25 protein-coding genes are annotated in these 25,392 nt (G+C 73.7%); 12 read left to right on the top strand and 13 right to left on the bottom strand.

The genetic code is table 11. The features are described from left to right. Positions 1-92: 92 nt before the first annotated feature. From ACFQ6N_RS25180 to ACFQ6N_RS25160, 5 genes are all read right to left on the bottom strand, one after another. Entirely contained in the window at positions 93-1,250 is a 1,158-nt protein-coding gene (locus ACFQ6N_RS25180; RefSeq protein ID WP_380653163.1) for a hypothetical protein, read from the bottom strand. A gap of 130 nt (positions 1,251-1,380) precedes the next feature. Then, entirely contained in the window at positions 1,381-2,511 is a 1,131-nt protein-coding gene (locus tag ACFQ6N_RS25175) for an aminotransferase class I/II-fold pyridoxal phosphate-dependent enzyme (protein ID WP_380653160.1), read from the bottom strand. 5 nt (positions 2,512-2,516) lie between these two features. Further along, complete coding sequence (locus ACFQ6N_RS25170; RefSeq protein WP_380653157.1) at positions 2,517-3,203, bottom strand: transcriptional regulator; 687 nt, start codon at positions 3,201-3,203, stop codon at positions 2,517-2,519. Between the two features lie 135 nt (positions 3,204-3,338). Next, positions 3,339-4,493 (bottom strand): hypothetical protein, encoded by a 1,155-nt coding sequence (locus ACFQ6N_RS25165; protein ID WP_380653154.1) that lies wholly within the window; start codon positions 4,491-4,493, stop codon positions 3,339-3,341. 232 nt (positions 4,494-4,725) lie between these two features. After that, the gene (locus tag ACFQ6N_RS25160; RefSeq protein ID WP_380653152.1) at positions 4,726-4,959 is read right to left on the bottom strand and encodes a hypothetical protein; all 234 of its coding nucleotides are present in this window, start codon (positions 4,957-4,959) and stop codon (positions 4,726-4,728) included. A 215-nt stretch (positions 4,960-5,174) separates the two neighbouring features. Between ACFQ6N_RS25160 and ACFQ6N_RS25155 the strand changes: the two genes are divergently transcribed. The 3 genes from ACFQ6N_RS25155 (at position 5,175) to ACFQ6N_RS25145 (ending at position 7,399) form a co-directional block, all read left to right on the top strand. Further along, on the top strand, positions 5,175-5,888 hold the full coding sequence (locus tag ACFQ6N_RS25155) for a hypothetical protein (protein WP_380653150.1): 714 nt from the start codon (positions 5,175-5,177) through the stop codon (positions 5,886-5,888). A gap of 120 nt (positions 5,889-6,008) precedes the next feature. Next, on the top strand, positions 6,009-6,575 hold the full coding sequence (locus tag ACFQ6N_RS25150) for a tetratricopeptide repeat protein (protein WP_380653147.1): 567 nt from the start codon (positions 6,009-6,011) through the stop codon (positions 6,573-6,575). 317 nt (positions 6,576-6,892) lie between these two features. Beyond that, a complete protein-coding gene (locus ACFQ6N_RS25145) occupies positions 6,893-7,399 on the top strand; it encodes an RICIN domain-containing protein (RefSeq protein ID WP_380653144.1) in 507 nt (168 codons plus the stop codon). 182 nt (positions 7,400-7,581) lie between these two features. On the opposite strand, the gene ACFQ6N_RS25140 is transcribed toward ACFQ6N_RS25145, so the two are convergent. Continuing rightward, positions 7,582-9,192: a beta-propeller fold lactonase family protein gene (locus ACFQ6N_RS25140; RefSeq protein ID WP_380653141.1), complete on the bottom strand. Its 1,611-nt coding sequence runs from the start codon at positions 9,190-9,192 to the stop codon at positions 7,582-7,584. Between the two features lie 367 nt (positions 9,193-9,559). Here ACFQ6N_RS25140 and ACFQ6N_RS25135 point away from each other — a divergent pair, with 367 nt between their 5' ends. The 5 genes from ACFQ6N_RS25135 to ACFQ6N_RS25115 all read left to right on the top strand — a co-directional run bounded on the left by ACFQ6N_RS25135 (position 9,560) and on the right by ACFQ6N_RS25115 (position 14,400). After that, positions 9,560-10,018, top strand: coding sequence for an RrF2 family transcriptional regulator (locus ACFQ6N_RS25135; protein ID WP_380653138.1), 459 nt, complete (start codon positions 9,560-9,562; stop codon positions 10,016-10,018). Between the two features lie 114 nt (positions 10,019-10,132). Then, entirely contained in the window at positions 10,133-11,314 is a 1,182-nt protein-coding gene (locus ACFQ6N_RS25130; RefSeq protein WP_380653135.1) for a globin domain-containing protein, read from the top strand. A 178-nt stretch (positions 11,315-11,492) separates the two neighbouring features. Further along, a complete protein-coding gene (locus ACFQ6N_RS25125; protein WP_380653132.1) occupies positions 11,493-12,254 on the top strand; it encodes a (Fe-S)-binding protein in 762 nt (253 codons plus the stop codon). Then, a complete protein-coding gene (locus tag ACFQ6N_RS25120) occupies positions 12,251-13,681 on the top strand; it encodes a lactate utilization protein B (protein ID WP_380653129.1) in 1,431 nt (476 codons plus the stop codon). The genes ACFQ6N_RS25125 and ACFQ6N_RS25120 overlap by 4 nt, the downstream gene beginning before the upstream one ends. Continuing rightward, positions 13,678-14,400, top strand: coding sequence for a lactate utilization protein C (locus tag ACFQ6N_RS25115; RefSeq protein ID WP_380653126.1), 723 nt, complete (start codon positions 13,678-13,680; stop codon positions 14,398-14,400). The genes ACFQ6N_RS25120 and ACFQ6N_RS25115 overlap by 4 nt, the downstream gene beginning before the upstream one ends. Here the strand turns inward: ACFQ6N_RS25115 and ddaH are convergent. Together ddaH and ACFQ6N_RS25105 are read right to left on the bottom strand one after the other, a co-directional pair. After that, positions 14,387-15,214: a dimethylargininase gene (gene ddaH / locus ACFQ6N_RS25110; RefSeq protein ID WP_380653123.1), complete on the bottom strand. Its 828-nt coding sequence runs from the start codon at positions 15,212-15,214 to the stop codon at positions 14,387-14,389. The genes ACFQ6N_RS25115 and ddaH overlap by 14 nt on opposite strands. A 265-nt stretch (positions 15,215-15,479) precedes the next feature. Beyond that, positions 15,480-16,373: an MBL fold metallo-hydrolase gene (locus ACFQ6N_RS25105; protein ID WP_380653120.1), complete on the bottom strand. Its 894-nt coding sequence runs from the start codon at positions 16,371-16,373 to the stop codon at positions 15,480-15,482. Positions 16,374-16,599: 226 nt separating this feature from the next. Here ACFQ6N_RS25105 and ACFQ6N_RS25100 point away from each other — a divergent pair, with 226 nt between their 5' ends. Continuing rightward, positions 16,600-17,382, top strand: a complete 783-nt coding sequence (locus tag ACFQ6N_RS25100; protein WP_380653117.1) for an SGNH/GDSL hydrolase family protein — start codon at positions 16,600-16,602, stop codon at positions 17,380-17,382. Between the two features lie 7 nt (positions 17,383-17,389). Here the strand turns inward: ACFQ6N_RS25100 and ACFQ6N_RS25095 are convergent, their stop codons facing one another. After that, positions 17,390-17,851, bottom strand: coding sequence for a DUF2809 domain-containing protein (locus tag ACFQ6N_RS25095; RefSeq protein ID WP_380653114.1), 462 nt, complete (start codon positions 17,849-17,851; stop codon positions 17,390-17,392). A 225-nt stretch (positions 17,852-18,076) separates the two neighbouring features. On the opposite strand from ACFQ6N_RS25095, the gene ACFQ6N_RS25090 reads away from it, so the two are divergent. Then, a complete protein-coding gene (locus ACFQ6N_RS25090) occupies positions 18,077-19,612 on the top strand; it encodes a DUF2252 domain-containing protein (RefSeq protein ID WP_380653111.1) in 1,536 nt (511 codons plus the stop codon). Between the two features lie 51 nt (positions 19,613-19,663). Here the strand turns inward: ACFQ6N_RS25090 and ACFQ6N_RS25085 are convergent, their stop codons facing one another. Genes ACFQ6N_RS25085 through ACFQ6N_RS25075 form a run of 3 tightly spaced genes read right to left on the bottom strand, consistent with a single transcriptional unit; the run spans position 19,664 to position 22,411 of the window. Next, positions 19,664-20,350 (bottom strand): alpha/beta fold hydrolase, encoded by a 687-nt coding sequence (locus ACFQ6N_RS25085; protein WP_380653108.1) that lies wholly within the window; start codon positions 20,348-20,350, stop codon positions 19,664-19,666. 28 nt (positions 20,351-20,378) lie between these two features. Further along, positions 20,379-21,851, bottom strand: coding sequence for an MFS transporter (locus ACFQ6N_RS25080; protein ID WP_380653105.1), 1,473 nt, complete (start codon positions 21,849-21,851; stop codon positions 20,379-20,381). Further along, entirely contained in the window at positions 21,848-22,411 is a 564-nt protein-coding gene (locus tag ACFQ6N_RS25075; RefSeq protein ID WP_380653102.1) for a helix-turn-helix domain-containing protein, read from the bottom strand. Before ACFQ6N_RS25075 ends, ACFQ6N_RS25080 begins: the two co-directional genes overlap by 4 nt. A gap of 316 nt (positions 22,412-22,727) precedes the next feature. Here ACFQ6N_RS25075 and ACFQ6N_RS25070 point away from each other — a divergent pair, with 316 nt between their 5' ends. Both ACFQ6N_RS25070 and ACFQ6N_RS25065 read left to right on the top strand, forming a co-directional pair. Next, on the top strand, positions 22,728-23,471 hold the full coding sequence (locus ACFQ6N_RS25070) for a class I SAM-dependent methyltransferase (protein WP_380653098.1): 744 nt from the start codon (positions 22,728-22,730) through the stop codon (positions 23,469-23,471). A 217-nt stretch (positions 23,472-23,688) separates the two neighbouring features. Then, complete coding sequence (locus ACFQ6N_RS25065; RefSeq protein WP_380653095.1) at positions 23,689-24,969, top strand: DUF5685 family protein; 1,281 nt, start codon at positions 23,689-23,691, stop codon at positions 24,967-24,969. 176 nt (positions 24,970-25,145) lie between these two features. Here the strand turns inward: ACFQ6N_RS25065 and ACFQ6N_RS25060 are convergent, their stop codons facing one another. Then, complete coding sequence (locus tag ACFQ6N_RS25060) at positions 25,146-25,289, bottom strand: hypothetical protein (protein ID WP_380653092.1); 144 nt, start codon at positions 25,287-25,289, stop codon at positions 25,146-25,148. Positions 25,290-25,392 lie beyond the last annotated feature (103 nt).

Here is a 25,392-nt window from a genome sequence, read left to right as displayed (position 1 = left end):
GATCCGCTCGGTGGCCGGCGCCCCTGCCGCAGGGCGGGCCTCCGCCGTCGCGGGGTCCGCGCGCTGCGGGCCGCGCGCTGCGGGCCGAGGGTCTAGCGTCGCAGGCAGCGCTTCCGCAGCTCGGCGATGACCGCCTTCTCCTGCGGGTTGAGGTCCCCGTCGACGGTGGCGACCCGTTCGGCGGCGTCGAGGACGTCACCGAGGTCCCCGGGCTCCGCGTCGACGCGCTGCCACACCTCGTCCGGGTCGATCGTGACGACGTCGGCGAGTTGCCCGTCGTCGATCTGGTGCCGCTCCCGGACGAGCCGTGTCAGCCGCTGGAACAGCAGGTTCTCGGCGTCGGCGATCCTGCCGTCCGCGTTGATGACCAGCCACGCGACCCACAGCATCAGCCGCGGGTGCCGCGTACGCCGGACGAGGGTGTCGGCGAGTTCGATCACCGCTGCCTCGGCACGGAACACGGACTTGGCGTGGCGCCCCGAGGCCACGGTCGTGTAGCGGTTCACGAGGATGGTCAGGGGGATCCCGACGCCGGGGATCCCGAACTTGATGATGCTGCGCTGCAGGAGGTGCTTCCCGACGAACGGGAGGCTCTTCGCGGCGGCGAGGACCGGACCGGAGTAGTACTTCTTGAGGACCTGCCGGACCAGGCCCGGTACGAACTTGAGGCTGCCGCGGGCGACTTCCCCCGCCTTGATGCCGAACGCCACCCGGACGAGCTTCATCATGTCCTCGGGATCGTCCACGTCCAGCGGGATCCGGTAGATCACCGCGATGTCGTGGGCCAGGCGCATCTGCAGCTGGGTGATGTACGTCAGGTCGACCATGAAGGTGACGACACCGGCCGGAACGGTGGCGGGACTGGCACCGCCCAGTGAGCCGATGGTCGCGGCTATCGTCCCGGTGTAGACGCTGGAGGTGATCCCACCCTCGATCATGGCGTACCTCGCCGCCAGCTTGATCTGCTGCCCGACGATGCCGTCCGCGGGTACCCCCTGGTACTTCTGCTGGAAGTACTCCCAAGTGGCCTTCTCGGTGTACGACCGCAGCGCCTGGGCGCAGAGTTTCGTGAACCAGCCGCCCGACCTGATGTCGTCCGTGCTCAGCCCCGTGACGAACTCCCGCAGCCTGGCGCGCTCCTGTTCGACGGCTTCACGCTCGGTCTCGTCGGCGTCGATGTCGGCGTCGGTGTCGGTGTCGGTGTCGGTGTCGGCCTCGGTGTCGACGGAGCCTGGCAGCACTTCGGTCACGGCGGGTTCCCCTCCCTGATGGTTCGGCGACCCGCAAGGTTGCCAGATTCGGGCCGGGGAGCGGCAGTCCTCGCGCGAACCCACCGCTCCCCCGCTGTCCTCGCCCGCCGCGACCCGGGTCCGGTACCGGTCAGCGCTTGCGGAGCCAGTCGGCGAAGGCGTCCAGGGCCGGGCCCGGATCGCGGCGGCCGACGCCGATCCGGAAGCGGTCGGCGGGGGTGGGGGTGAGCTCGGAGCGGAAGATGCTCGCGGGCAGCAGCAGGACTCCCGCCCGCTCGACCAGTCCGGTGCAGAAGTCCTCCACGCCGTCCGCCCCGAGGTAGCGCGGGAAGGCGACGCAGCCGCCGTCCGGGGCGCGCCAGTCGAAGAGGTCGGCGAACTCGGCGAAGAAGGCGTCGAACAGGGGCAGGTTCTCCGCGACGATGCCGCGGTTGCGGTCCAGGATCCGCTCGCGGGCGGTGATCGCGATCCGGGCCAGCACCTCGCTCGGGGCCGAGTTGCAGATCGTCGTGTAGTGCTTCGCCCGCTCCAGGCGGGAGCGCAACTCGCGGTCCCGGCAGGCGATCCAGCCGATCCGCAGGCCGGGCAGGCCGAGCGCCTTGGAGGTGACGTTGAGCGAGAGGGCGCGCTCGGAGAGGTCCGCGGCCTGCGTCAGGGTCCGGGCCGGGTCGCGCTCCAGGCCCCGGTAGACCTCGTCCGAGAAGAGCCGGATGCCGCGCTCGTCGCAGAGTCCGGCGAGCCGGGCGAAGTCGGCCGGCCCGGGCAGCGCGCCGGTGGGGTTGTTGGGGAAGTTGACGGACACCACCCTGGTGTTCGGCCGCAGCGCCGCCTCGACCGCGTCGAGGTCCAGCGCCCAGCCCTGCCGCTCGTCCAGCGCGACGCCGGTGACCTCGCACAACGAGAGCGGGATGGTCTCGGCGGACTGGTAGTTCGGGGTCACCACCACGGCATGGTCGCCCGGTTCGAGCAGCGCCCGCATGGCGAGGTTCAACCCCTCCTGGGCCCCGCCGAAGCAGATCACGTCGTCCGGGTCGACCCGCTCGTACATGCCGGCGATCGCCGCGCGCAGCCCGGGGTCGCCGAAGGTCTCGGTGTAGCCGAGCGCGAGGGTGTCCCAGGCCTCGCGGTCCTCGGGGCCCGCCAGGGCGAGCAGCTCGGCCATCGTCATGGTCTGCGCGTCGGAGGCGGTCAGGTGGTACCGGGCGGTGAACTCCCACCGCGAGAAGTGGGTTTCGAGCCGGAAGTCGGGGAGCTGGGGCATGGTGGTCAGTCCTTCCTGGGGCCCGCCGGGCCTGCCGGGCCCGCGGCGTCGGCGGTCCCCGGTGCCGCGGGGTGCTTGAGTTCGGCGAGCAGGCTGTAGGCGGTGGAGCGGGAGATCCGCAGGGCGGTGGCGACGGCGGGCACGGCCCTGCGGACGGCGAACACCCCGGCCTGGTCGAGTTCGCGCAGCACGGCCAGCCGGTCCTCGCGGGTGAAGCGCTCCAGCGGGCGGCCCTGCGCCCGGACGTGTCCGCCGACCACGTCGTTGATCCGCTCCGTCCAGTCGCGCTCGAAGAGCGGTTCGGGGCGGGGCGCGGTGGGGGCGGCGAATCCGGCCAGCAGGGCGGCGGCGTGCTCCAGCGGCCCCCGGTCGAGGTTGACGCAGAGGACCGCCGAGGCCCGTCCGGCGTCGTCGCGCAGCACCGCACTGACCGAGGAGAGCCGCCGGCCGTCGGGCAGCAGCTTCTCGTACGGACCGTAGACGTCGGGGGCCGAGGGGTCGACCCCGTCGAGCTCGCCGAGCAGCGAGGGGTCGCCGGGGGCCCGGGGCGTCATCGGGTTCCAGACGGCGAGCACCCGGTCGGTGGCGGTGTCGTGCAGTACCACCTCCGCGTACGGGCCGAGCAGCAGGGCGACCGCACGGCACACCGGAGCGAAGGTCCGAACGCGTGGGTCGGTGTTGTCCGCAGTCATGCCCGGACTGTACGTCCAACCCGGACGATCCGTCCAGCACCGAAAACGGCGAAGGCCCCGCCGGACCATTCCGGCGGGGCCTTCAGCACCGACACCCGGCACCAGCGCTCCGGGCGGTCCTCGCCCGGCGCCCGATCAGTGCTCCGCGCCGAGGCTTCGGTCGTCAAGAACGACCCGCGGCCGGCTGTCGGGACCGTCCGGCACGTGCGTCCCCGGCCGGGTCGCGTTGACGACCTCGGCAATCCGCTCGTACGCGGTCACCGCCAGCGCCCACGTCTCGATGCCGCGCTCGGGATCGAGACCCTGGTGCACCATCGTGTGCAGGGCGTTCAGCAGCGCCACCGCACTGCGGCCGGACAGGACGGTGTCCGGGTGCTTGTCGGAGTCCGCGCCGCTGCGGTCCCAGTCACGGCGCTGGTCGCGGTCGGCACCCGCGGGGTCGGTGAAGTGCGGGTTGTGCTCCTTGCCTCCGGCGGCACGGACCCGGTCGGCCAGGAAGTCCCAGGTGTGCGGGTGGCAGGCGACGGCCAGCTTGTTGACGGCTGCGGCCTTGCGCAGCGTGGCGACATGGGCAGGCCAGGCCAGAGCGGGCGGGATGAGGTCGCTGGTGCCGCCGCCCGCCGACCTCGACGGGGCCTCGGCCGCGACCGCGAGGGCCTCCTTCGGTGCCGTCGGAACGCCGACGGCCGGATCGCGTGGCGCGGAGGTGGCGTGAGGCTGCTCGGCCGGCAACTGTCGGATGTAGTCGCGCACCGCCGGGGGAACGTCCTCGGTGTCGGGCTGAGGGGTGGACTCGGTCATGTCTGACTCCTCCGCGCTGGTCGTGATCGTGGTCTGCTCCGGAGCCGGCCCCGGAACGGAACCGCCCGTCCCGGTGGGGGCGGAGGCGAGGTCCTCCCTGTCGACAGCCCTGGCCTCGGGCTCGGGCTCGGGCTCGGCCGACCCCGAAGGGGCATCGAGCTCGCCCGGCTGCTGCCGCGAACCTGCGGACAGGCTGGAACGGCCGGCCCGGACGAGATCGAGCCGGGCCCGGCCGAGATCGGCGAGGAGTTCCTCGATCCGCTGCTGCTGCGCGGCATTGTCCTTGCGGAGCTTGGCCGCCTCGCTCTGCTCGGCGCGTAGGACTCCGATGAACCGGTCGCGATGCGCGGCCAGTTCGGTCCCGATCGAGGCGAGCAGTCCATCGATAGCCCCCTGGAACCGGGCAGGGATCTCGTCCAGTTGCTTGCGGGCGTCGGACAGTTCGGTGACCAGCGATTCGACGTTCCGGCCGGTCTGCGTTACGGGCACTGACTCTCCCGGGTATCGCGGGCCTCCCATGGCCGCGGCGACTCCAGGGTGAGGTCCGCGCGGTGTCCTTTCACGAAAGTCCGACGGTCTGTCCAGAACACGATCGGCTACTGTCCGGATTCACTCTGCTACCGAACTGACGCACCATTTTGGCCACCCGGGCGCAGTGAGGGCAGGTACCGGGCAGCAACCACCCCGATGCCGCGGCCGCCGGCAAACCCCCGGGAAGGCGTCAGCGGATCAGCGACCGCAGCACCGGGACGCTGCCTCCCAGTCCGGCCAGGCCGGCCAGGACCGCCCCGGCGACCGGGCTCCCGCTCAGGAAGGCGAGCCCGCCGACGACCAGGCCGATGAAGGCCCCGGCGAGGAGCACAACGGCGGTGTGCACGCTGAGGAACAGGGCCGGCTGGTTCGGCGGGGTCTTGCTGGACGAACTCACGTTGTCCTCCGTTGTTCTGTCGGTCATTCAGACTCATGCTTCTACGTCGTGCCGACGCCTGCACCCCACGGACGGCTTCACCCGAAGGCCCTCTGAAAGATCTTGGAAAGAATCCGTGGGGTACTCCGTGGAGGGCCACGTACAAGGGGGCGGACGTACACCGAAGGTGGAGGGAGTCGGCCGAAGGCCGACGCTCGGCCCCGCTCCTCCGGGTGGGCGGGCGACGACCGGAAGGGGAGGCAATGCAGGGCGACGACGCGGGCGGGCAGTTCGCGACCGCGCGCGCCCGGGACCTACAACCCGACGGCGGACCCGGCAAGAACGATCTTGGCGCACCGGTCTCCACAGAGGTCCTGGAATCGCTCTATGCCGAGGGTTCCCGCGACAGCCGGGAGGCCCGGAGGCAGCAGGAGAGCATCGACCAGCGGATGGCCGACCACCGGATCGTCGAGCTGCTGGCCCAGGACGGCTTCGCCGGACCGCGGTACGACCGGTTCGTCGACGAGCTCGCCCGATACGGGATCGCGGTGTTGCGGGCCTGGATGTACTCCGGCTTCATCTTCCAGCTCGTCGCGAAGCGGGGCTTCGGCCTCAACCCCCACGAACTGGAGCTGGAGGAGCTGAGCTCCAACAGCGACCTCCGGGACGAGCTCGCCACCATGACCATCGCGCAGGCACTGCCTCGCTTCCGCAGGCAGGCCTTCGTCGAGGGCAGCTGGCGGTTCGACGGCGGCGCCAGCATCACCACCTACTTCATGGGCGCCTGTGCGTACGACTTCCCGAACGAGTTCCGCCGGTGGAAGAGCAGCGAGGAACGACAGTCCCGAGCGCTCCGCCGGGAGAAGGCCGTCTACGAGAATCCGGTCCGTGTCCTGAGCGTCGCCGACGAGGTACTCGGCAACCTGCGAGTGACCGTCGACCTTGAAACCCAAGAGCGCGGGCAGCGGTGGCGATGACTATCGACGGCTACTCACAGGGGGAGATCCGCGAACTCCTCGGCGCCACGAGCACCCGGGCCGTCGAAGGCCTACTGCACCGGTGGAGAACCAAAGCGAAACAGGAGGAACGTGGCGAGCGTGGATAACGACCAGGACTTCGACGCCCTGCTGGAGCAGTCCTCATTGGGCACTCCGGCCGCACGTCGGCTGCGCACCCGAACGCCGGTCGAACGCACCCGTGTCATCCGACGGATCATCGAACTGCGCAACACCATCATGCACTCCGGCGGTACCACGGCTGCGGCTGCATCTCAGGAGTTGGAAAAGCTAGTGCACTCACTTGGAGAGCGCTCTCACGGCCGACCTCCCGGGCCTCCCGCTCTCCGGTCGGCCGGGCGGACACGGAAACGGGCCGCAGACGCCGTGGCCGATCTCGCAGTGCTGTCCATGCGGGCCGGCGACTTGGACGATGCCGAGCAGATGCTCGACTCGGCCGCCGCCGCCAGCCTCACAGGGCCCGGGTACACCGTTGCACTGCTCATGCTCGCGCAACTTCGCCTGCGCGCCAGCGACCCGGTCGGCGCAGAGCGGGCGCTCCGAACCTTGGCCGCTCAGACCAACACCCCGGGCGATGCCCTTGAGCGTGAACTGCGGAGCCTGGCACACCTCGTACACAGTCAACATCCTCCCTCCGAGAACACCTGAGCGAGGTCGAAGGGTTCAGAGGGAACGGACGGCTCGTCGTCCGGCCGAATCCGCACTGGACCGAGATACCGGGAATATCCGCCACGCAATATCCTCCCGCCGATATTCGGAACGGGGAAGGCGGGGACCTGCATGAATGCGACGGCCAGTGCATATGCGGCCTGTTCCGTACCTTGACTGATGCCAGGGAAGGTCCACCAGAAGCCGAAGGAGGGTTCACGCTCGACTCCGGCGCTTTCCTGCCATTCGTACACCCTTCCGTTTGCCCGACTCCCGGCCGGGTAGGCATGCGGCTCCGACTATCTCCAAGGAGAGCTGTGAGTCTTCGGATCAGCAAGGGAACAGCGGCATTTGTCGCCGGAATCGTGATCACCACGGGCTTCGCGGCCGCACCATCCGCCGGCGCCGCGACAGCGCATTCGCTGTCGGCGGGGTCACGAACTTTTGTCAACGCCAACTCCGGCAAGTGCCTGGAGATCTGGGGCGACGCCACCCACAACGGCGCCCGCGCCGGCCAGTGGGACTGCAACGGATCGGCCACCCAGCAATGGCAGATCAACTTCAACGGCGCCTGGGCCACCATCGTCAATGTGAACTCGGGCAAGTGTCTGGAGATCTGGGGCGATTCCGTCGACGACGGCGCCCGCGCCGGCCAGTGGGACTGCAATGGATCGGCTACCCAGCAATGGCTCTTGACATCCACCGGCGAACTCGGCAACAGGAACTCCGGCAAGTGCCTGGAGATCTGGGGCGACGCCACTCACAACGGTGCGACCGCCAACCAGTGGCAGTGCAACTGGTCCGCCACGCAGAAGTGGCGCTGAGGCGCACCCGCGCCTGATCATCGCGGCATCACCATCAGAGGAGGATCGGAGCAGCGGAACTCGGGGCGGTTCCGGAAAGCCGATCCGCGTGCTCGTTGTCGATCCGCCTGGCGGCGAGGCCCTCGTTCGCCCCGCCGAGCACCAGCTCGGCGGGGCGAAGTGGCCAGGGCCGGGGGCGGGTGTTACTTGCAGGTGATCAGGAGGCCGAGGACGGCGGAGCAGCTGCGGGTGTCCTGGCTGGTGGCGGGTGAGGGGTCGGCGGGGACGCCGGCGGTGCGGGCGACGGTGACGTCCCAGCTGCGGAGGAGGGAGAGCAGGCCGACGTTGACCGAGAAGTGCCGGGTGGTGCTCGCGCCCTTGGCCAGCGGGGTGGACAGCGCGCAGGCGAGCTTGCCGGTGGCGACGGTGCAGTCGGTGGAGCTCGCGGCCAGGCCGCTGGGCAGGCCGGCCGCGACGGTGGCCGAGGTGAGCGGGTCGGGCCCCTGGTTGGTGAGGGTGACCGTGTAGTCGACCCGGCTGGCGAGCAGTTGGGTCACTGGGGTCGCGGTGAGCGCCACGGCCAGGTGGGCGCTGGGCGCCGTGTAGGTGAAGCGGTCCGCCGCGACGGCCGCGCTGGTGCCGCCGGCCGTGGTGACCTGGACGTCCACCGGGCCGGTCACCGCGGTGGCGGGGGCGGTGGCGGTGCAGCCGGTCTTGGTGCAGCTGAAGGAGGTGGCCGGGCCGGCCGCGCCGAAGGTGACGGCGGTGGCGCCGTTCAGGTCGGTGCCGGTGAGGGTGACCGTGGTGCCGCCCGTGCCGGAGCCGCCGTTCGGGGTGATCGCGGTGACGGCCGGGACGGGCAGCGGGAAGTTGAGTGCCTGGACGGCGCCGCCGGTGAAGTCGGCGAGGTAGCCGTGCCGCCCGTCGGCGGTCAGGGCCAGGGTGTACGGGCTCGCGCCCACCGGGACGGTCGCGGTGACCGTCCGGCTGGCGGTGTCCACCACGCTCAGCGTGTTGTCGGCGTAGTCGGACACGTAGGCGGCCGAGCCGTCCGGGGCGACCGTGACGGCGTACGGGCCGGAGCCGACCGGGACGGTGCCGAGCAGGGTGTTCGCGCCGGTGTCGATCACGGCGGCGGTGCTGTCGTCGCCGTCGGCCACCCAGAGGTTGGTGCCGTCGGGGCTGAGGGCGAGGCCGAAGGCGCTGTGGCCGACGGGAACGGTGGCGCTCACCGTGCTGCTCACGGTGTCGACGACGTTCACCGCCTTGGCGCCGGAGGCCGCGACGTACAGCTTCTTCCCGTCCGCCGAGACGGCCAGCCCGTGCGGCTCGGCGCCGACCGGGACGGTCGCGGTCACGGTGTTCGACGAGGTGTCCAGCACGCTGACGGTGCCGGCCGAGGCGTTGCTCACGTAGGCGCGCGAGCCGTCGGGCGAGAGGGCCAGGCCCCACGGCTGGGCACCGACCGGGACGGTCGCGGTGACGGTGGCGGTCGTGGTGTCCACCACGCTGACCGTGTTGTCCAGGTGGTGCGTCAGGTAGGCGCGGTGCCCGTCGGGCGAAACGGCGACCGCGTAGGAGCCGGTGCCGGCGGTGAACGTGCCGCTCACCGTGTTGTTCGTGGTGTCCAGCACGCTCACGGTGCCGCTGCTCTGGCTGGTCACGTAGGCGTGGCCGCCGTCGGGCGTCAGGGCGACGCCCGCCGGGTAGGGCGCCACGGCCACCTGGGCGGCGATGGTGGGCGGGGGCGCGGCGGCCTCGGCGGGGGCGGACCCGGACAGCAGTGCGGCCGTAGCCGCGGCTATCGCGGTCACGGCCGTCAGCGTGCGGCGGGGTGCTCGGCGTGTTCTCACGGTCTCTCCAGCGGGATCGGCGGTGCGGATGGTGCGCGTCGTGCGAGTACGACGGGTGCTGCGGGCGGTTCGGGTGGCGCGGGCCGTGCGGGCCGTGCGGTACGTGCGATACGTCACGTACGGGGCGGGCCCGGGGCCGCAGGAAGCGTAGAAGGCGCCCTGACTGCCTGTCAGGGCGTGACCGCTAATGTCGCCAACTGTTCAGATCCGACCGCTTCGCTTCGGCAGCCCCGAAGTCAGCCCCATGAGGACGGCCCGATGGAGGCGACCCGATCAGGGGTGTGCAGGAAATTGGAATTGTGGAGTCGCATTCGATAGCGTTTCGAACGTGAGGCTGACCAAGAGCACCGACATCGCCCTGCGGATCGCCATGCGACTGGCGGTCCTGGGCGAGGGCGACAACCCGACCACCCGCGAGGTGGCCGAGTCGGTCGGCGTGCCGTACACCCACGCGGCCAAGGTGGTCAGCCGGCTCCAGCACCTGGGGGTGGTGGAGGCCCGGCGCGGTCGCGGCGGCGGGCTGATGCTCACCTTCGCCGGGCGGACCGGTTCGCTCGGACTGCTGCTGCGGGAGCTGGAGGGCGTCGGCGACGTGGTCGGCTGCGAGGACGACCCGCCGTGCCCGCTGCGGGCCGCGTGCCGCCTGCGCGGGGCGCTGCGCACCGCCCAGGAGGCGTTCTTCGCCGCGCTCGACGGGCTCTGCGTCGACGACCTGGTGGCCGCCCCCACCGGGCCGGTCCTGCTCAGCCTCACGCCGAGACCCAGCCCGGGGCCCGCCTCCGGCTGATCCGCCGACCTGCCCCACCTACCCACCCCACCGGTCCACCGACCCTCCGTCGGGGCCGTGCGGCACCGCACGCCCTTTAATGCGCATCTCAGATGCCAGTTAGGAGCCCCACTGATGCTGTCCGCGAAGTCCGCCGAGGTCATCGAGGCCACCCTGCCCGTCGTGGGCGCCGCCATCGGCGACATCACCCCGCGCTTCTACGACCGGATGTTCGCCGCCCACCCGGAGCTGCTGCGCGACCTGTTCAACCGGGGCAACCAGGCCAACGGCACCCAGCGCCAGGCCCTGGCCGGCTCGATAGCCGCCTTCGCCGCCGCGCTGGTCGCCCACCCCGACCAGCGGCCGGACGCCATGCTCGCGCGGATCGCCCACAAGCACGTCTCGGTCGGCATCGACAACGACCAGTACAAGATCGTCCACGAGTACCTGTTCGCCGCCATCGTCGAGGTGCTCGGCGAGGCCGTCACCCCCGAGGTCGCCGCCGCCTGGGACGAGGTCTACTGGCTGATGGCCAACGCGCTGATCGCCGTCGAGGAACGGCTGCGCGCCGAGGCCGCCGCGGGCGGCGACCCCACCGACCTGTGGCGCCCGTACACCGTGGTCACCCGCCACCAGGAGACCGACACCGTCACCAGCTACCTCGTCCGCCCGGCCGACGGCCGCCCCGTCCCGGCCTCCCGCCCCGGCCAGTACGTCTCGGTGCGCACCGAACTGCCCGACGGCGCCCGGCAGATCCGCCAGTACAGCCTCTCCGCAAGCGCCGACGGCGCCCTGCGCTTCACCGTCAAGCGCGAAGCCGGCGGCGAGGTCTCCGGGCACCTGCACGACCACCTGCGCACCGGCGACACCGTCGAACTCTCCACCCCGATGGGCGACATCTTCCTCGCCGACGGCGACGGCCCGGTCCTGCTCGCCTCCGCCGGGATCGGCAACACGCCGATGACCGCGATGCTCGACCACCTGGCCGCCACCGGCTCCACCCGCCGGATCGTCTCGGTGCACGGCGACCGCGACCAGCTCACCCACGCCTTCCGCGCCGACCTGGAGCGGTTCACCGCCGAACTGCCGAACGCCACCGCGCACGTCTTCTACGAGCGGCCGCTCGGCGAGTGGCCGGCCGGGCGCACCGGGCTGGTCGACCTGGCCTCCGTCGAGGTGCCGGCCGGGACCACCGCCTACCTCTGCGGCCCGCTGCCGTTCCTGCGCGCCGTCCGCGAGCAGTTGCTGATCGCGGGCGTCCCGGCGGCGGACATCCACTACGAGGTGTTCGGCCCCGACCTCTGGCTTGGCGCCTGACCCCGGAGCCCCCCTCGGGGACCCGGGCGCGGCTGCCCCGGGTCCCCACGACGGTTCCCCACGACGGGTCCCCGGGACGAGTTCCCACGACGGTTCCGACGACGAGTTCCCACGACGGCACCGGTCCGCTCGGTACGATCGCGAGCGGGCCGGTGCCGTACGAGTGGAGGGAGCCCGGATGCGGGTCGCGCTGTTCGCCACCTGCGTCAACGACGCGCTGTTCCCCGCCACCGCGATCGCCACCGTGCGACTGCTGGAACGCCTCGGCGTGGCGGTGGACTTCCCCGCCGGGCAGACCTGCTGCGGCCAGCCGATGTACAACACCGGCTACCGGAGGGCCTGCGAGCCGTCGGTGCGCCGCACGGCCACGGCCTTCGCCGGGTACGACCACGTGGTCACGCCCTCCGGCTCCTGCGTCGCGATGGTCCGGGACAACTACCCCCGGATCGGCGCCCGGGCCGCCGACGAGGGCCGGGGCACCGAACTCGCCGACCTCGCCGCCGACCTGGCGCCCCGGGTGTACGAGCTGACCGAGTTCCTGACCGACGTGCTCGGCGTCGAGGACGTCGGCGCCCACTTCCCGTACAGCGTCGCCTACCACCCCTCCTGCCACGGGCTGCGCCTGCTCGGCCTGGGCGAGCGGCCGCGCCGACTGCTGCGCGCCGTCCGGGGGTTGGACCTGGTCGAGCTGCCCGGCGCCGAGGAGTGCTGCGGCTTCGGCGGCACCTTCGCGGTCAAGAACGCGGCGGTCTCGGCCGCCATGGCCGCCGACAAGATCGCCGACGCCCTCGGCACCGGTGCCCACGTGCTGTGCGGCGCCGACAACTCCTGCCTGCTGCACCTCGACGGAACCCTGCGCCGCCGGGGCGAGGCACTGCGCACGCTGCACCTGGCGGAGATCCTGGCCAGTACCGAAGAGCACCCCTGGAGGCCCGCGTGAGCGGCACGTTCCTCGGCATGCCGGCCTTCCCGCAGGCCGCCGCCCGGGCCGTCCGGGACGAGCGGCTGCGCGCCAACCTGCGGCACGCCACCCACACCATCCGCGACAAGCGGGCCCGGGCGGTCGCCGAACTCGACGACTGGGCCGAGCTGCGCGCCGCCGGAAAGGCGGTCAAGGACCACACCCTGCGCCATCTCGACCGCTACCTGCTCCAGTTGGAGGAGGCCGTCACCGCGGCCGGCGGCACCGTGCACTGGGCGCGCGACGCCGAGGAGGCCAACCGGATCGTCGCCGACCTGGTCCGGGCCACCGGCGGCGGTGACGACGGACAGCACGAGGTGGTCAAGGTCAAGTCGATGGCCACCCAGGAGATCGGCCTGAACGAGGCGCTCGCCGCCGAGGGGATCACCGCCTACGAGACCGATCTCGCCGAGCTGATCGTCCAGTTGGGCGACGACCGGCCCTCGCACATCCTGGTGCCCGCGATCCACCGCAACCGCTCCGAGATCCGGGAGGTCTTCGCCGAGCGGATGGCCGCCTGGGGCCGCCCGGCGCCCGAGGGCCTCACCGACTCCCCCGCCGACCTGGCCGAGGCCGCCCGGCTGCACCTGCGGGAGAAGTTCCTGCGCGCCCGGGTCGCCGTCTCCGGCGCCAACTTCATGGTCGCCGAGACCGGCACCCTGGTCGTCGTCGAGTCCGAGGGCAACGGCCGGATGTGCCTCACCCTGCCGCGCACCCTGATCTCCGTGGTCGGCATCGAGAAGGTGGTGCCGACCTGGCGCGACCTGGAGGTGTTCCTCCAACTGCTGCCCCGCTCCTCCACCGCCGAGCGGATGAACCCGTACACCTCGATGTGGACGGGCACCACGGCGGACGACGGCCCGTCCGAGTTCCACCTGGTGCTGCTGGACAACGGCCGCACCGCCGTGCTCGCCGACCGGGTCGGGCGCCAGGCGCTGCGCTGCATCCGCTGCTCGGCCTGCCTCAATGTCTGCCCGGTGTACGAGCGGGCCGGCGGGCACGCCTACGGCTCGGTGTACCCGGGCCCGATCGGCGCCATCCTGACCCCCCAACTGCGCGGCACCGGAAGCCCGGTGGACGCCTCGCTGCCGTACGCCTCCTCGCTCTGCGGGGCCTGCTACGAGGTGTGCCCGGTGGCGATCGACATCCCGGAGGTGCTGGTGCACCTGCGCGAGCGGGTCGCCGAACAGGGCGGGCACCCGCTGGAACGGGCCGCCGTGGCCGCCGCCGGGTACGTGCTGGACCACCCGGCCGCGCTCGCCGCCGCCGAACGGCTGGCCGGGCGCACCCGGGCCCTGCACCCACGCCGGCTGCCCGGGCCCGGGCGGGCCTGGACCGACACCCGGGACCTGCCGGAGGTGCCGGCCGAACCGTTCCGCGACTGGTGGCGGAGGAACCGCGCATGACCACAGGGGACGACAGGACGGGGAGAACCACGGGGAACACGGCCGGGGGTGCGGGCGCCCGGGAGACGGTCCTCGCCCGGATCCGGGCCGCCCTGGGCGACACGGCCGGGAGGGACGGGACGGACGGGCAGTCGGTGCCGCGCGACTACTCGACGGCGCACGTGCCGCCGGACGACCCGGCGGCGCTGGCCGACCTGCTGCACCGCAACCTGGCCGACTACCGGGCCCGGGTGCACCGGTGCCGCGAGGACGAACTGCCGGAGCGGATCGCCGGGTTGCTCGCCGAGCGGGGCAGCCGGACGGTCGCCGTGCCGGACGGCCTGCCGGTGCGGTGGCTGGCCGCGGCCGCCTCCGCCGTCGAGCTGGTGCCGGACGGCGGGACGCTCACCGCCGCCCGGCTCGACCTCGTGGACAGCGTGGTCACCGGCTGCGCGCTGGCCGTGGCCGAGACCGGCACGATCGTGCTGGACGGCGGCCCCGGGCAGGGACGGCGGCTGCTCTCCCTCGTCCCGGACCACCACGTCTGCGTGGTCCGGGTACCGGAGCAGGTCGTCGCCTCGGTGCCGCTCGCGCTGCCGCGACTCGATCCGGTGCGCCCGCAGACCTGGATCTCGGGGCCGTCGGCGACCAGCGACATCGAACTCGACCGGGTGGAGGGGGTGCACGGGCCGCGCACCCTGGAGGTGCTGCTGGTCTCTCCCGCGGTCACGGGGACCTGAGTTCCAGGGTGCAGCACTTCGCCCCGCCGCCGCCCTTCAGCAGTTCGGAGACGTCCACCGGGATCGGCTGGTAGCCGTGGTCGGCGAGCCGGCCCGCCAGGTTCTTGGCCGTCTCCGGCAGCAGCACCCGGCGGCCGTCGGAGACCGCGTTCAGCCCGAACACCTCGGCGTCGGCGCGGTCGGCGAGGATCGCGTCCGGATAGAGCGTGCGCAGGACGGCACGGCTGTCGGCGTCGAAGGCCTCGGGGTGGTACATGACGTGGTCGTCGGCGAGGACCGCCAGCGCGGTGTCCAGGTGGTAGAAGCGCGGGTCCACCAGGTTCAGGCTGACCACCGGGACGCCGAACAGCTCGCCCGCCTCGGCGTGGGCCGCGCGCGAGCTGCGGAAGCCCGTCCCGGCGAGCACCCGGCGGCCCACCACCAGGTGGTCGCCCTCGCCCTCGTTGACGTGCCGGGCGCGGTGCACCTCGCGGTAGCCGTGCTCGCGGAACCAGGCGTGGTAGGCCTCCGACTCGGCGGCGCGCTCCGGGTAGCGGAAGGTCGCCACCAGGGCCCGGCCGTCCAGCACCGTCGCGCCGTTGGCGGCGTAGACCATGTCGGGCAGGCCGGGCAGCGGGTCGATCAGCTCGACGGTGTGGCCGAGGCGGCGGTAGGTCCGGTAGAGCAGTTCCCACTGGCGGAGCGCGAGCGCGGTGTCGGTGGGCTGGGTCGGGTCCATCCACGGGTTGATCGCGTAGTCCACGGTGAAGTGCGTCGGCCGACACATCAGATAGCGACGTGGCCGGGCGGTGCGCTCCGGGGGCTGTGCGGGCATGGCTCAACCGTCCTTGGATCGCTGGGAGTCGGGGCCCCGCCGGAGCGGGGCACCCGTTCTGTTCCAGAGGCGGCTGCCCCGGCGGCGCCGTTCGCACACCCGCGCGGACGCACCCGCTGGGCGCACCCACCCGCGCACCCGGCGCGAGCCCCGGCGCACGGGCACTCCGCAGGCACGCCGACGGCACGCCACGGGCACTCGGCAGGCACTTCACGGGCGGCGGGCGCCCCGTTCCGGACGGAGAGCGGGCGGGGCCCTCGCGCCGCTACCAGCGGACCGCGGTGAAGTCCACCGGACCGGGCCGCAGCCTCCGGCAGCGCCCGGCCAGGGCGCGCAATCGCCGCTCCGCCTCCTCGACGGGCATCCGGCGCCGGTCGCCGTGGCCGGGCAGCAGCCACTCGAAGCGGAGCGCTCCCAGGCTGCGCTCCAGCGAGGCGGTCTGCTCCTCGATCGAGTACCAGGTGACGGCCTCCTGCACCTCCACGTCCCCGGTGCTCCGGGACCAGTACAGACTGTCGCCGCTGAAGCAGTACCGCTCCTCGGCGACGAACAGCACGCTGCCCCGGGTGTGGCCGGGGAAGGGGTGGGCGACCAGCCCGGGGGCGATCTCCACCGGCGCGGTGCCGCGCAGCACCCGGTCGGCGTCCGGTGCCGCGTCCAGGTCGCCCTCGTGGATCCACAGCCGGGCGCCGAGCCGGTCGGCGTACGCCCGGCCGTGCCGGGCGTGGTCACGGTGGGTCAGCAGGACGTCGGTGACCGGGCCGAGCGCGGCGTAGCGGGCGGCGAGGGCCTCGCTGTAGCGGGGCGTGTCGACCATCACCCGGCCGGCGGGGCGGCGGCACAGGTAGGAGTTCGCGCCCGCCGTGTGGCGGGAGTTGTGGCCGAGCAGGAGCAGGTCGTCGGCGAGGGCGAGCGGGAAGGGGTCGGACGCCGGGTCGAGCGGGCCGGCGCCGGTGCGGATGGAGCGGGTCGGGCAGGCGTGGGCGGCGGCGTACAGCTGTCGGCGCTCGGCCTCGTCGCGCGGCTGCCGCACCAGCTCGGAGCGGCCGGCGTGCTCGCGGACCAGTCCGGGCGCGAGCTGCCGGGCGACGTCGCAGTTGGTGCAGCGGTCGTCGACGGACCAGTTCTCGGACGGGCCGGATCGCGGGTCGGTGGTCATGGATGCCTCCCCCGGAGGGACGGCGGCCGGGGCGGCCGCACCCGTCGAGCATCCGCCCGCCCGGCCCGGAACCGGAAGGGGGCGCGGATCTTGTGCTTCGGCGGGCCGGGCGCTCTGCGGCGGAACAGGGCCGGAGAAGGCGGTCGAGGCCACGTGGTCCATCTCACGTGCCACCAGGGTCACCTACGGTGGCGTAGGTCACTTGATTGGGTGAACTATCTCCTTCATGCCGAACCTCCAGGAGACCCTTGACCTCAGTTCGTACGCCGCCCTCGGGGACAGCTTCACCGAAGGCCTGAACGACCCCGGTGCCGACGGCAGGTTCGCCGGATGGGCCGACCGGCTGGCCGGGATCCTGGCGGACGGTCGCCCGCCGGGCGCGTTCCGCTACGCCAACCTGGCGGTGCGCGGCCGGCTGCTGGACCAGATCGTGGCCGAGCAGGTGCCCGAGGTCCGCCGGCTCCGGCCCGACCTGGTCACCTTCTGCGCCGGCGGCAACGACATCCTCCGCCCGGGCAGCGACCCCGACGAGGTGGCCGAGCGCTTCGAGGCGGCCGTCGTCCAACTCACCGAAGCAGCCGGGACGGTGCTGATCTGCACCGGCTTCGACACCCGCGACGTGCCGCTGTTCAAGCACCTGCGCGGCAAGATCGCGACCTACAACGGGCACATGCGGGCCGTCGCCGACCGCAACGGCTGCAAGGTGGCCGACCTGTGGTCGCTGCGCGCGGTGCAGGACCGCCGCGCGTGGAGCGAGGACCGTCTGCACCTGTCCGGCGACGGCCACCAGCGGGTCGCCCTGCTGGCCGCCCGCTCGCTCGGCCTGGCCACCGAGCAGGACCCGGAGGCCCCGTGGCCGGACGCCCCCGTGCCCACCCCCGCCGACCAGCGGCGGGAAAACATCCAGTGGGCCCGTGAGCACCTGCTGCCCTGGGTCGGACGGCGCCTGCGCGGCGAGTCCTCGGGCGACCACGTCGAGCCCAAGCGGCCGGAGCTGCTGCCGCTCTGACGGACCGTCAGCCTGCGGAGCCGGGCGCCGTTTCGGGACCGGGGTTCCCCGGTGCCCGGTTCCGCCGCGCCCGGTTCCGCAGCACCCGGCTCCGTACCACCTGGTGGAGCAGTGCGGCGCAGGCCGCGCCGACCAGGTACCAGAACAGGTCCGGCGGGTTGAAGGTCGACCCCAGGACGAGCCGAGCGAGCGTGCTGCGGCGGCCCCACGCGTCCGGCAGGCCGGTGAGCTGGAACAGTTCCACGGCCCAGCTGAGCCCGGCCGCCAGTGCGGCGGCCCGGACGGGGCGGGTACGCGGCGCGGCCGGCACGATCAGGGTGTGGAGCAGGACGGTGTAGAGCGCGTCCCCCGCGTACTTGGCGGCGTCCCCGTCCGCCACCGTTCGCACGCCCAGCCCTGCGGCCACCGTCACCACCGCTGCCGCCCCGGCCGCCGCCCGGGCCGGCAGGCTCCCCCGAAGGTCATCCACAGGGCCCACGCTACCCCGTTCCGGACGGGCACCACCCGGCGCCCGCTCACACCCCACGCGCCCCGGCAGCACCACCCGCGCGCCCCGTGCCCCCGGCACCCGCACAACCCGTCCGCCCGTCAGGAACCACCGCGCCACCCCGGACGTCACTCCCCCCGATGAACCATCCGCGCAGGTCGCGGGCGGGTGAGGACCGGAAGGGACGGGCGGGGCGCGGTGGCACGGATGACCGAGGCAGTGGACGGGGCGGAGCCGGCGGCGACGGAGGGCCGGCGCGGGCCGGGCGTCGTGGCGCAGCGGGGCGCCAACGGCGCGGGCAGCACCAACGGCACGAGCCGCACGAGCGGCAAGGACGGCAGGGACCGCGAGGAGGACGGCCCGGCCGGGCAGGCCCGGCGCGGGTTCGCGGTGGCCGGGTTCGCGTCGGCGCCGGACGGACAGGGCCGGGAGCGGGGCAAGGAACTGCGGGCGCGGGTGCCCCGGGAGCGGCACGCGGAGTTCGCCGTGGCGCCCGGTCGGCCGACCGCCGTGGAGGCGATCGAGGCGTCGAACGCGGGCCGGATCGACGCGCTGGTGCCGATCCGGGTGGGCCGGATGGCCGCCACGCCGTTCGCGTTCCTGCGCGGGTCGGCCGGGCTGATGGCCGCCGACCTCGCGGGCACGCCGGTGACCGGGGTCGGCGCGCAGCTGTGCGGGGACGCGCACGCCGCGAACTTCGGCCTGTACGGCGACGCGCGCGGCCGACTCGTGCTGGACATCAACGACTTCGACGAGACCGTGCCCGGCCCGTGGGAGTGGGACCTGAAGCGGCTCGCCGCCAGCCTGGTGCTGGCCGGACGGGAGACCGGCGCGAGCGAGGGCACCGTGCGCGAGGCCGCCGGGCACGCGGCCGGTTCGTACCGCAGGACCATGCGCACGCTCGCCAAGCTGCCCGCGCTGGACGCCTGGAACGCCGTGGCGGACGAGCAGTTGGTGTCCTTCACCGAGGCGCACGACCTCGCGGAGGTGCTGCGCAAGGTCGGCGCCAAGGCGCTGGGCAACACCAGCGCGAGATTCGCCGCCCGCAGCACCACCCGTACGGCGGACGGCGGTTGGCGGTTCGCGGCCGCTCCCCCGGTGCTCACCGAGGTGACCGACGCGACCGCCCGCGCCGTCGCCCACGCGCTCGGCCCGTACGTGGCGACGGTGCCCGCCGAGGTGCGCACGCTGCTGTCCCGGTACCGGGTGCAGGACGTGGCGTTCCGGGTGGTCGGCACCGGCAGCGTGGGCACCCGCTCGTACGTGGTGCTGCTCACCGACCACCGGGACCAGCCGCTGGTGCTCCAGGTGAAGGAGGCCCGCCCGTCCGCCCTGCTGCCGTACCTCCCGGAGGTGGCGCAGGACGGCCACGAGGGCCGCCGGGTGGTCCTCGGCCAGAAGCACATGCAGGTGGTCAGCGACACCCTGCTCGGCTGGACGACGGTCGACGGGCTCCCGTACCAGGTGCGGCAGTTCCGCAACCGCAAGGGCAGCGTCGACCCGGCCGCGCTGCAGCCCGCCCAGCTGGACGACTACGCGCGGATCACCGGCGCGCTGCTGGCCCGGGCGCACGCGCACACCGCCGACCCGGGCCTGCTGGCGGGGTACTGCGGCAAGGGCGAGGCGCTGGACGAGGCGGTGGCGGCCTTCGCCGTCGCCTACGCGGACCGCACCGAGGCCGACCACGCCGACCTGCTCGCGGCGGTGCGCAGCGGGCGGCTGCCCGCCGAGCACGGCGTCTGAGCGGCGGCTGACCGCCGGCCGACAGGCAGCCGAAAGGCAGCCGGTCGGCCCTCAGCGGGAGAGGAAGGGCGCCACCACGGCGATGAACTCCTCGGGCCGGGCACCGTGCACCAGGTGCCCGGCCTCCACCGTGGTGAGCCGGCAGTCCGGGATCAGCCGGGCCAGCTCGGCGACCCGCTCCTGGGGGATGTGGCTGGCCGGGCCGCCCGCGACCACCAGGGTGCGGGCGGTGATCCTCCGGAGGCCCTCGCGCCAGGCCGGGTCGGGGCTGTCGAGCTGCGCCTTGACGGCCCGGACCATCGCCCAGTCGAAGTGGACGCTCGTGTCGGACTCGTCCGGCACCGCGCTCGCGGGGCGCGGGTACAGCGCCGGGATGTCCTCCAGGACCAGCCGGCCGATCCGCTCCGGCGCGGCCTGGGCGAGGAGGTAGGCGACGGCGCCGCCCATCGAGTGGCCGACCAGGTCGACGCGGTCCAGCCCGAGCGCGTCGAGGAAGGCCAGCACGTCGTCCCGCATCGCCTCCAGGCCGTACCCGCCGGGCCGGCCGCTGTCGCCGTGGCCGCGCAGGTCGAGCGCGTACACGTGGTGGCCGGGCGCGAGGCCGGGCAGGACGACGTCCCAGTCGGAGGCGCGCTCGCCGAGCGCGTGCAGCAGCACCAGCGGCGGGCCGTCGGCACAGCCGCTCTCACGGTAGGCGAGCGTCACCCCGGGCAGGTCCACGGTCCGTACATCGGTCATGGCCACCACCGTACGGGCCCGGAGGGGGCTAGCGAACGGTTGTTCGCCCTCGGCTCACCGGGGTGGGCTCGTCCTCGCGCTGCTCCCGGGCCGTGGCGCGGCCCGCCAGGACCGAGGCCAGGACGGCGAGTCCGGCCACGGCCGCGCAGACCGTGCTCGCGGCGAGGTAGGCGGAGCGGTGCCCGCCGCCCCCGGCGGTCTGCCGCAGGTAGACGCCGGACAGCGCCGAGACCGCGACGGCCGCCGCGATCCGCTGGGCCATCTGGAGGATCGCCCCGCTCACCCCCGCCGCCTCGGCGGGCGCGTGGCGCAGCACGTACGCCTGGTTGGTGGAGCCCATCAGGCCGATCGAGGCGCCGCCGAGCAGCTGCAGGAACGCCAGCAGCCAGGGCAGCACGGCGGCGGGCGCCCAGTGCGCGACCAGCCCGGAGGCCAGCATGGTCAGGGCGGAGCCGGTCATGCCGACGGTGACGGTGCGCCGGCCGAAGCGCTGGACGACCCGCCAGGCCAGGGCGGAGGCCACGCCCATGGCGACGGCCGAGGGCAGCGCGACCAGCGCGGCACCCAGCGGGGACAGGCCGAGGCCGTCCTGGAGGAACATGGTCAGGACGAGCGAGGCGGCGAGCGAGGCGCCGAACTGGGCCATCGCCGTGGCCGTGCCGAGGGCGTACGGCGCGGACCGGGTGAGCGCGGGGTGGATCAGCGGGTTCCCGCCGGTCCGGGCGTAGCGGCGCTGCCACCGGACGAGCGCGCCGAGCAGCAGGAGGGCCGCCGCCGCGAAGGCGAGCCGGCCGGCCCAGCCGGGCGGCCGGACGAAGGGCAGCATCAGGGCGAGGGTGAGCGCGCCGACCAGCACCAGGCCGACCAGGTCGAGGTCGGCGTCGCGGGTGCGCGGGCGGGGCTTCGGCAGGTGGCGGGCCGCCAGCAGGACGGTGGCCAGGCCGAACGGGACGTTGAGCAGGAAGGTCAGCCGCCAGCCGAGCTCGGGGCCGGCCGCCGCCAGCACGGCGCCGCCGATCGGCGGGCCGAGCGCGAAGGCGAGACCGCCGGTGACGGCGTACATGCCGAGCGCGCGGGCCCGCAGCTGGCCGTCGAAGACGTCCTGGAGGGTGCCGATCATCTGGGAGTTGACCAGCCCCGCGCCCGCGCCCTGGACCAGCCGGGCGGCGATCAGCACCCCGGGCTCGGTGGCGGTCGCGGAGACCAGGCTGACCAGGGTGAAGAGGGCGAGCCCGCTGACGAAGAACCACTTGCGGCCCATGACGTCGCCGAGCCGTCCGCCGGGGATCAGCGCCAGGCCGAACGCGAGCGAGTACCCGGCGACGATCCACTGGAGGTCGGACGGCCCGGCGTGCAGGGTCCCGCGCAGCGCGGGGATGGCGGTGTTGAGCACGGACTGGTCGAGCAGGGTGGTGAACCCGCCCGCGACGCAGACCAGCAGGACGCGGCGCCCGGCGGCGTCGAAGCGCTCCTTGGCTATCGGACCGGCGGCGGCGCTCACGGCTCCACCACCACCAGCGCGTAGCGGGCCGCGCCCGGGCCGAGGCTGCGGAAGCGGCTTGTCCCGGAGAGGTAGCGCAGGCAGTCACCGGGGGCGAGCAGCTGCGCCTCACCGTCCACGGTCAGCTCCAACCGCCCCTCGAACAGCCAGAGGTGGTGCTCCCGACCGGGCACGCAGACCCGGTCGTACGCGATGTCGGCGCCCTCGGGCAGGAGGCCCTCGACGATCTCCGCCCGCAGCGAGCCGTGCGGCGGCGAGACCGACCGCCGGACGAACCCGGTCTCCCCGTCCCGCCAGACCTGCTGCTCCCCGGCCCGCACCAGCCGGGCCGGGCCCGCCTCCACCTCCGCGAGCAGCCGCGACATCGTCCGCCCGTGGACGGCGCAGAGCCGCCCCAGCAGCGCCGCCGTCGGGCTGACCTCCGCCCGCTCCACCCGTGACAGCGTCGACCGGCTGACGTCCGCCAGCCGCGCCAACTCCTCCAAGGTCCAGCCCCGTTCGAGCCTCAGCTCGGCGAGGCGCTGCGCCAGCCGCTCGTCCACGGCCGTGTCGATTCCCATATTCGCGATGCTATCCCGGATATGGGATCCCCTGTGCCGCTTCCCGCCACCGCCCTGACCTCGCGACGCCGTACGCCCGACCGCCGGAGGGGGCCGGCACGGCCGGAAGCTTTGTGGCTTCCGCCAGTACGGCGCCCCGGACGGGGTGCGGTTGACTGCCCGCCAGAGGCCGCGGCACGCCCTGATCGACAGGGCCCGACCGGCGCAGCCGGACCGGCAGCACCGGATCGGTGGCGCCGGATCGGTGGCGCCGGATCGGTGGCGCCGGGTGCCGGGGGCCGGGGCCACGGCCGGGGAAACCGACGGAGGAGCGACAGTGACCGTGCAGCAGTACGACCGGATCGGTGAGGCGTTCGAGGGGTTCAAGTCCCTGCCACTGGCGCGCTACGGGGAGGTGCCGAGCGTCCTGGGCCTGGTCGGGGACGTGACCGGCAGGTCGGTGCTCGACCTGGCCTGCGGCACCGGCTTCTACAGCAGGGAGCTCAAGCGGCGCGGGGCGACGGAGGTGTACGGCGTCGACATCTCGGCCGAGATGATCGCCGCCGCCCGGGCGATCGAGGAGCGCGACCCGCTGGGCGTGCGGTACGAGGTCGGCGACGTGGCCGACCTCCCGCCGCTCGACCGGCGCTTCGACCTGGCACTGGGAGTGCAGTGCCTCAACTACGCCGAGTCCCCCGAAACGATGGAGCGGATGTGCCGCACCATCCACCGGAGCCTGGTGCCGGGCGGTGAGTTCGTCGTGTTCGCCCAGAACCCCGACTACCGGTTCGACTGCTCCTCCCTGGAGGCCTACGGGTTCCGCTGCGAGCCGACCGGCGAGGAGGCCGCGGCGGGCCCGCTGGTCAGGGTCACCGCGCTCCTCGACCCGCAGCCGATCAGCATCGTCGCCACGGTTCCGCGCCGGGAGGTCTACGAGGAGTCCCTGCGGTCGGCCGGGTTCGAGCAGCTGGAGTGGGTGCCGCTGCGGGTCTCCGAGGCCGGTGTCCGCGAGTTCGGCGAGGACTTCTGGGCGGACCTGCTGGCCCACCCGCCGCTGGAGCTGCTGCGCTGCCGCGCCTGAGGACGGGCTGACGGTCCGGCGGCTCGTCCACCCCGGGGCTGACGGTCCGGCGGCTCGCCCGCCCCTGCCGTTCGTCCCCCGGCGGGGTGGGCGAGCCGCCAGGGTGCCGCCCCCGGAACCCTCCGCCCGGCAGGGGTTCGGCCCGGACGCGCCGCCGCTCATATGATGATCGGCGATTCGGGGCCGGTCAGCGGCCCGCAAGGCTAGGGGGACGATCGTGTTCGGCATCATCAGACCGTGCAGGCACCGGCTGTCCGAGCGGTTGCAGACCTCGTGGATGGCCCACCTGTGCGGGCTCTGCCTCGCACTGCGCGACGACCACGGCCAGCTCGCCCGGACCGCCACCAACTACGACGGCCTGATCATCTCCGTCCTGGTCGAGGCCCAGGCCGCCCGGGAGGACTCCTCCTGGCGGCGCACCGCCGGGCCGTGCCCGCTGCGCGGCATGCGGACCGCCTCCGTCGCCAAGGGCGAGGGCGCCCGGCTCGCCGCCGCCGTCTCGCTCGCGCTCGCCTCGGTGAAGATCCGTGACCACGTCGAGGACCGCGACGGCGTGTTCGCCCGCCGACCGGTCGCCGCCGGGGCCCGCGCCGTCACCCGGCGCTGGGACCGGAAGAGCGCCGGGAGCGCCTCGACGGTCGGCTTCGACACCGGCGTACTGCTCGAAGCAGCCTCCCGACAGGGCGAGTTGGAACGCTCGCTGGCACCCGGCGGATCCGTCCTGCTGGTCACCGAGCCCACCGAGACCGCCACCTCGGCCGCCTTCGCGCACACCGCGGTGATCGCCGGCCGCCCGGGCAACGCCGCCCCGCTCGCCGAGGCCGGGCGGCTGTTCGGCCGGCTCGCCCACCTCCTCGACGCCGCCGAGGACCAGGCCGCCGACGCCGCCGCCGGTGCCTGGAACCCGCTCACCGCGACCGGCACCGACCGCGCCGAAGCCGAACGGCTCTGCCGCGACGCCGTCCACGGCATCCGGCTCGCGCTGCGCGAGGTCGAGCTGGCCGACCGGGCGCTGGTCCACGTCCTGCTCGCGCACGAGACCGAGCGCGCCGTCGGCCGGGTCTTCGGACCGGCCCGGCACGCGAGCTCCTGCCGGACGGGCGGCCCGGACGGCGGCACCGGCGGTGCCGACGCGGCCGGTGCCGTGGGCGAGCACCCGCACGACGCGCCGCCGCGCCAGGCGCCGCCCGGCCAGGACCCCGGCGCCCCGGTCCCCCCGTGGGTGCCGCAGGGGCCCGGCTTCACCCCGCCCGGCGGGAAGCCGCCGCACCCGCGCAACCTGCTCGCCGGCTGCGCGGTGTGGGCGCTGATGGCCTGCACCTGCCAGCTGCTCTGCTGCGACCACAACGACCCGTTCAGCCGCGAACGCCGCGAGGGCTTCTGCCAGCGGCACGACTGCTGCGACTGCGACTGTGGCTGCGACGGCTGCGACTGCTGCGACGGGTGTGATGGTTGCGACTGCTGTGACGGGTGCGACTGCTGCGATTGCAGCTGCTGACCGACCCTCAGCCGGCCGGCTCCGCCTCCACCGCCTCCCGCCGATCGACCGGCGGCGGTCCGGGGTGCCCCCGCAGCACCCCGGGCCGGTCCGCGTTCCCGTGTTCCCCTGCCCCGCCCACGCCGTCACCGCGGTGCCAGAGCGGAACCACCGCCACCGGGCGCCACTCGGCGAGCTCAGGCATCACGCCGCGCCGCCTCCCGGTCCGCCACCAGCGAGTGCTCGAGCCTCGCCAACAACAGCCGGAACCGTTCGGTGTCCTGCTCGGTCATCCGCCCCTCGGGCGCCGTCCCCGGCCGCTCGGCCGTTCTCTCGTCCATGGGCGCCACGCTAGGCGGTAACGATCAATGGCCGATAAACGCACGCTGGAGCCGGACGGCCCCGCACCGAAGGGTCCGCACGCCGACAGGTCCGCACACCGAG

Source organism: Kitasatospora sp. NPDC056446, from assembly GCF_042796115.1.
Classification (GTDB): domain Bacteria; phylum Actinomycetota; class Actinomycetes; order Streptomycetales; family Streptomycetaceae; genus Kitasatospora.
The sequence above is the reverse complement of the archived record's forward strand: the minus strand, read 5'-3'. Positions and strand labels throughout refer to the sequence as shown.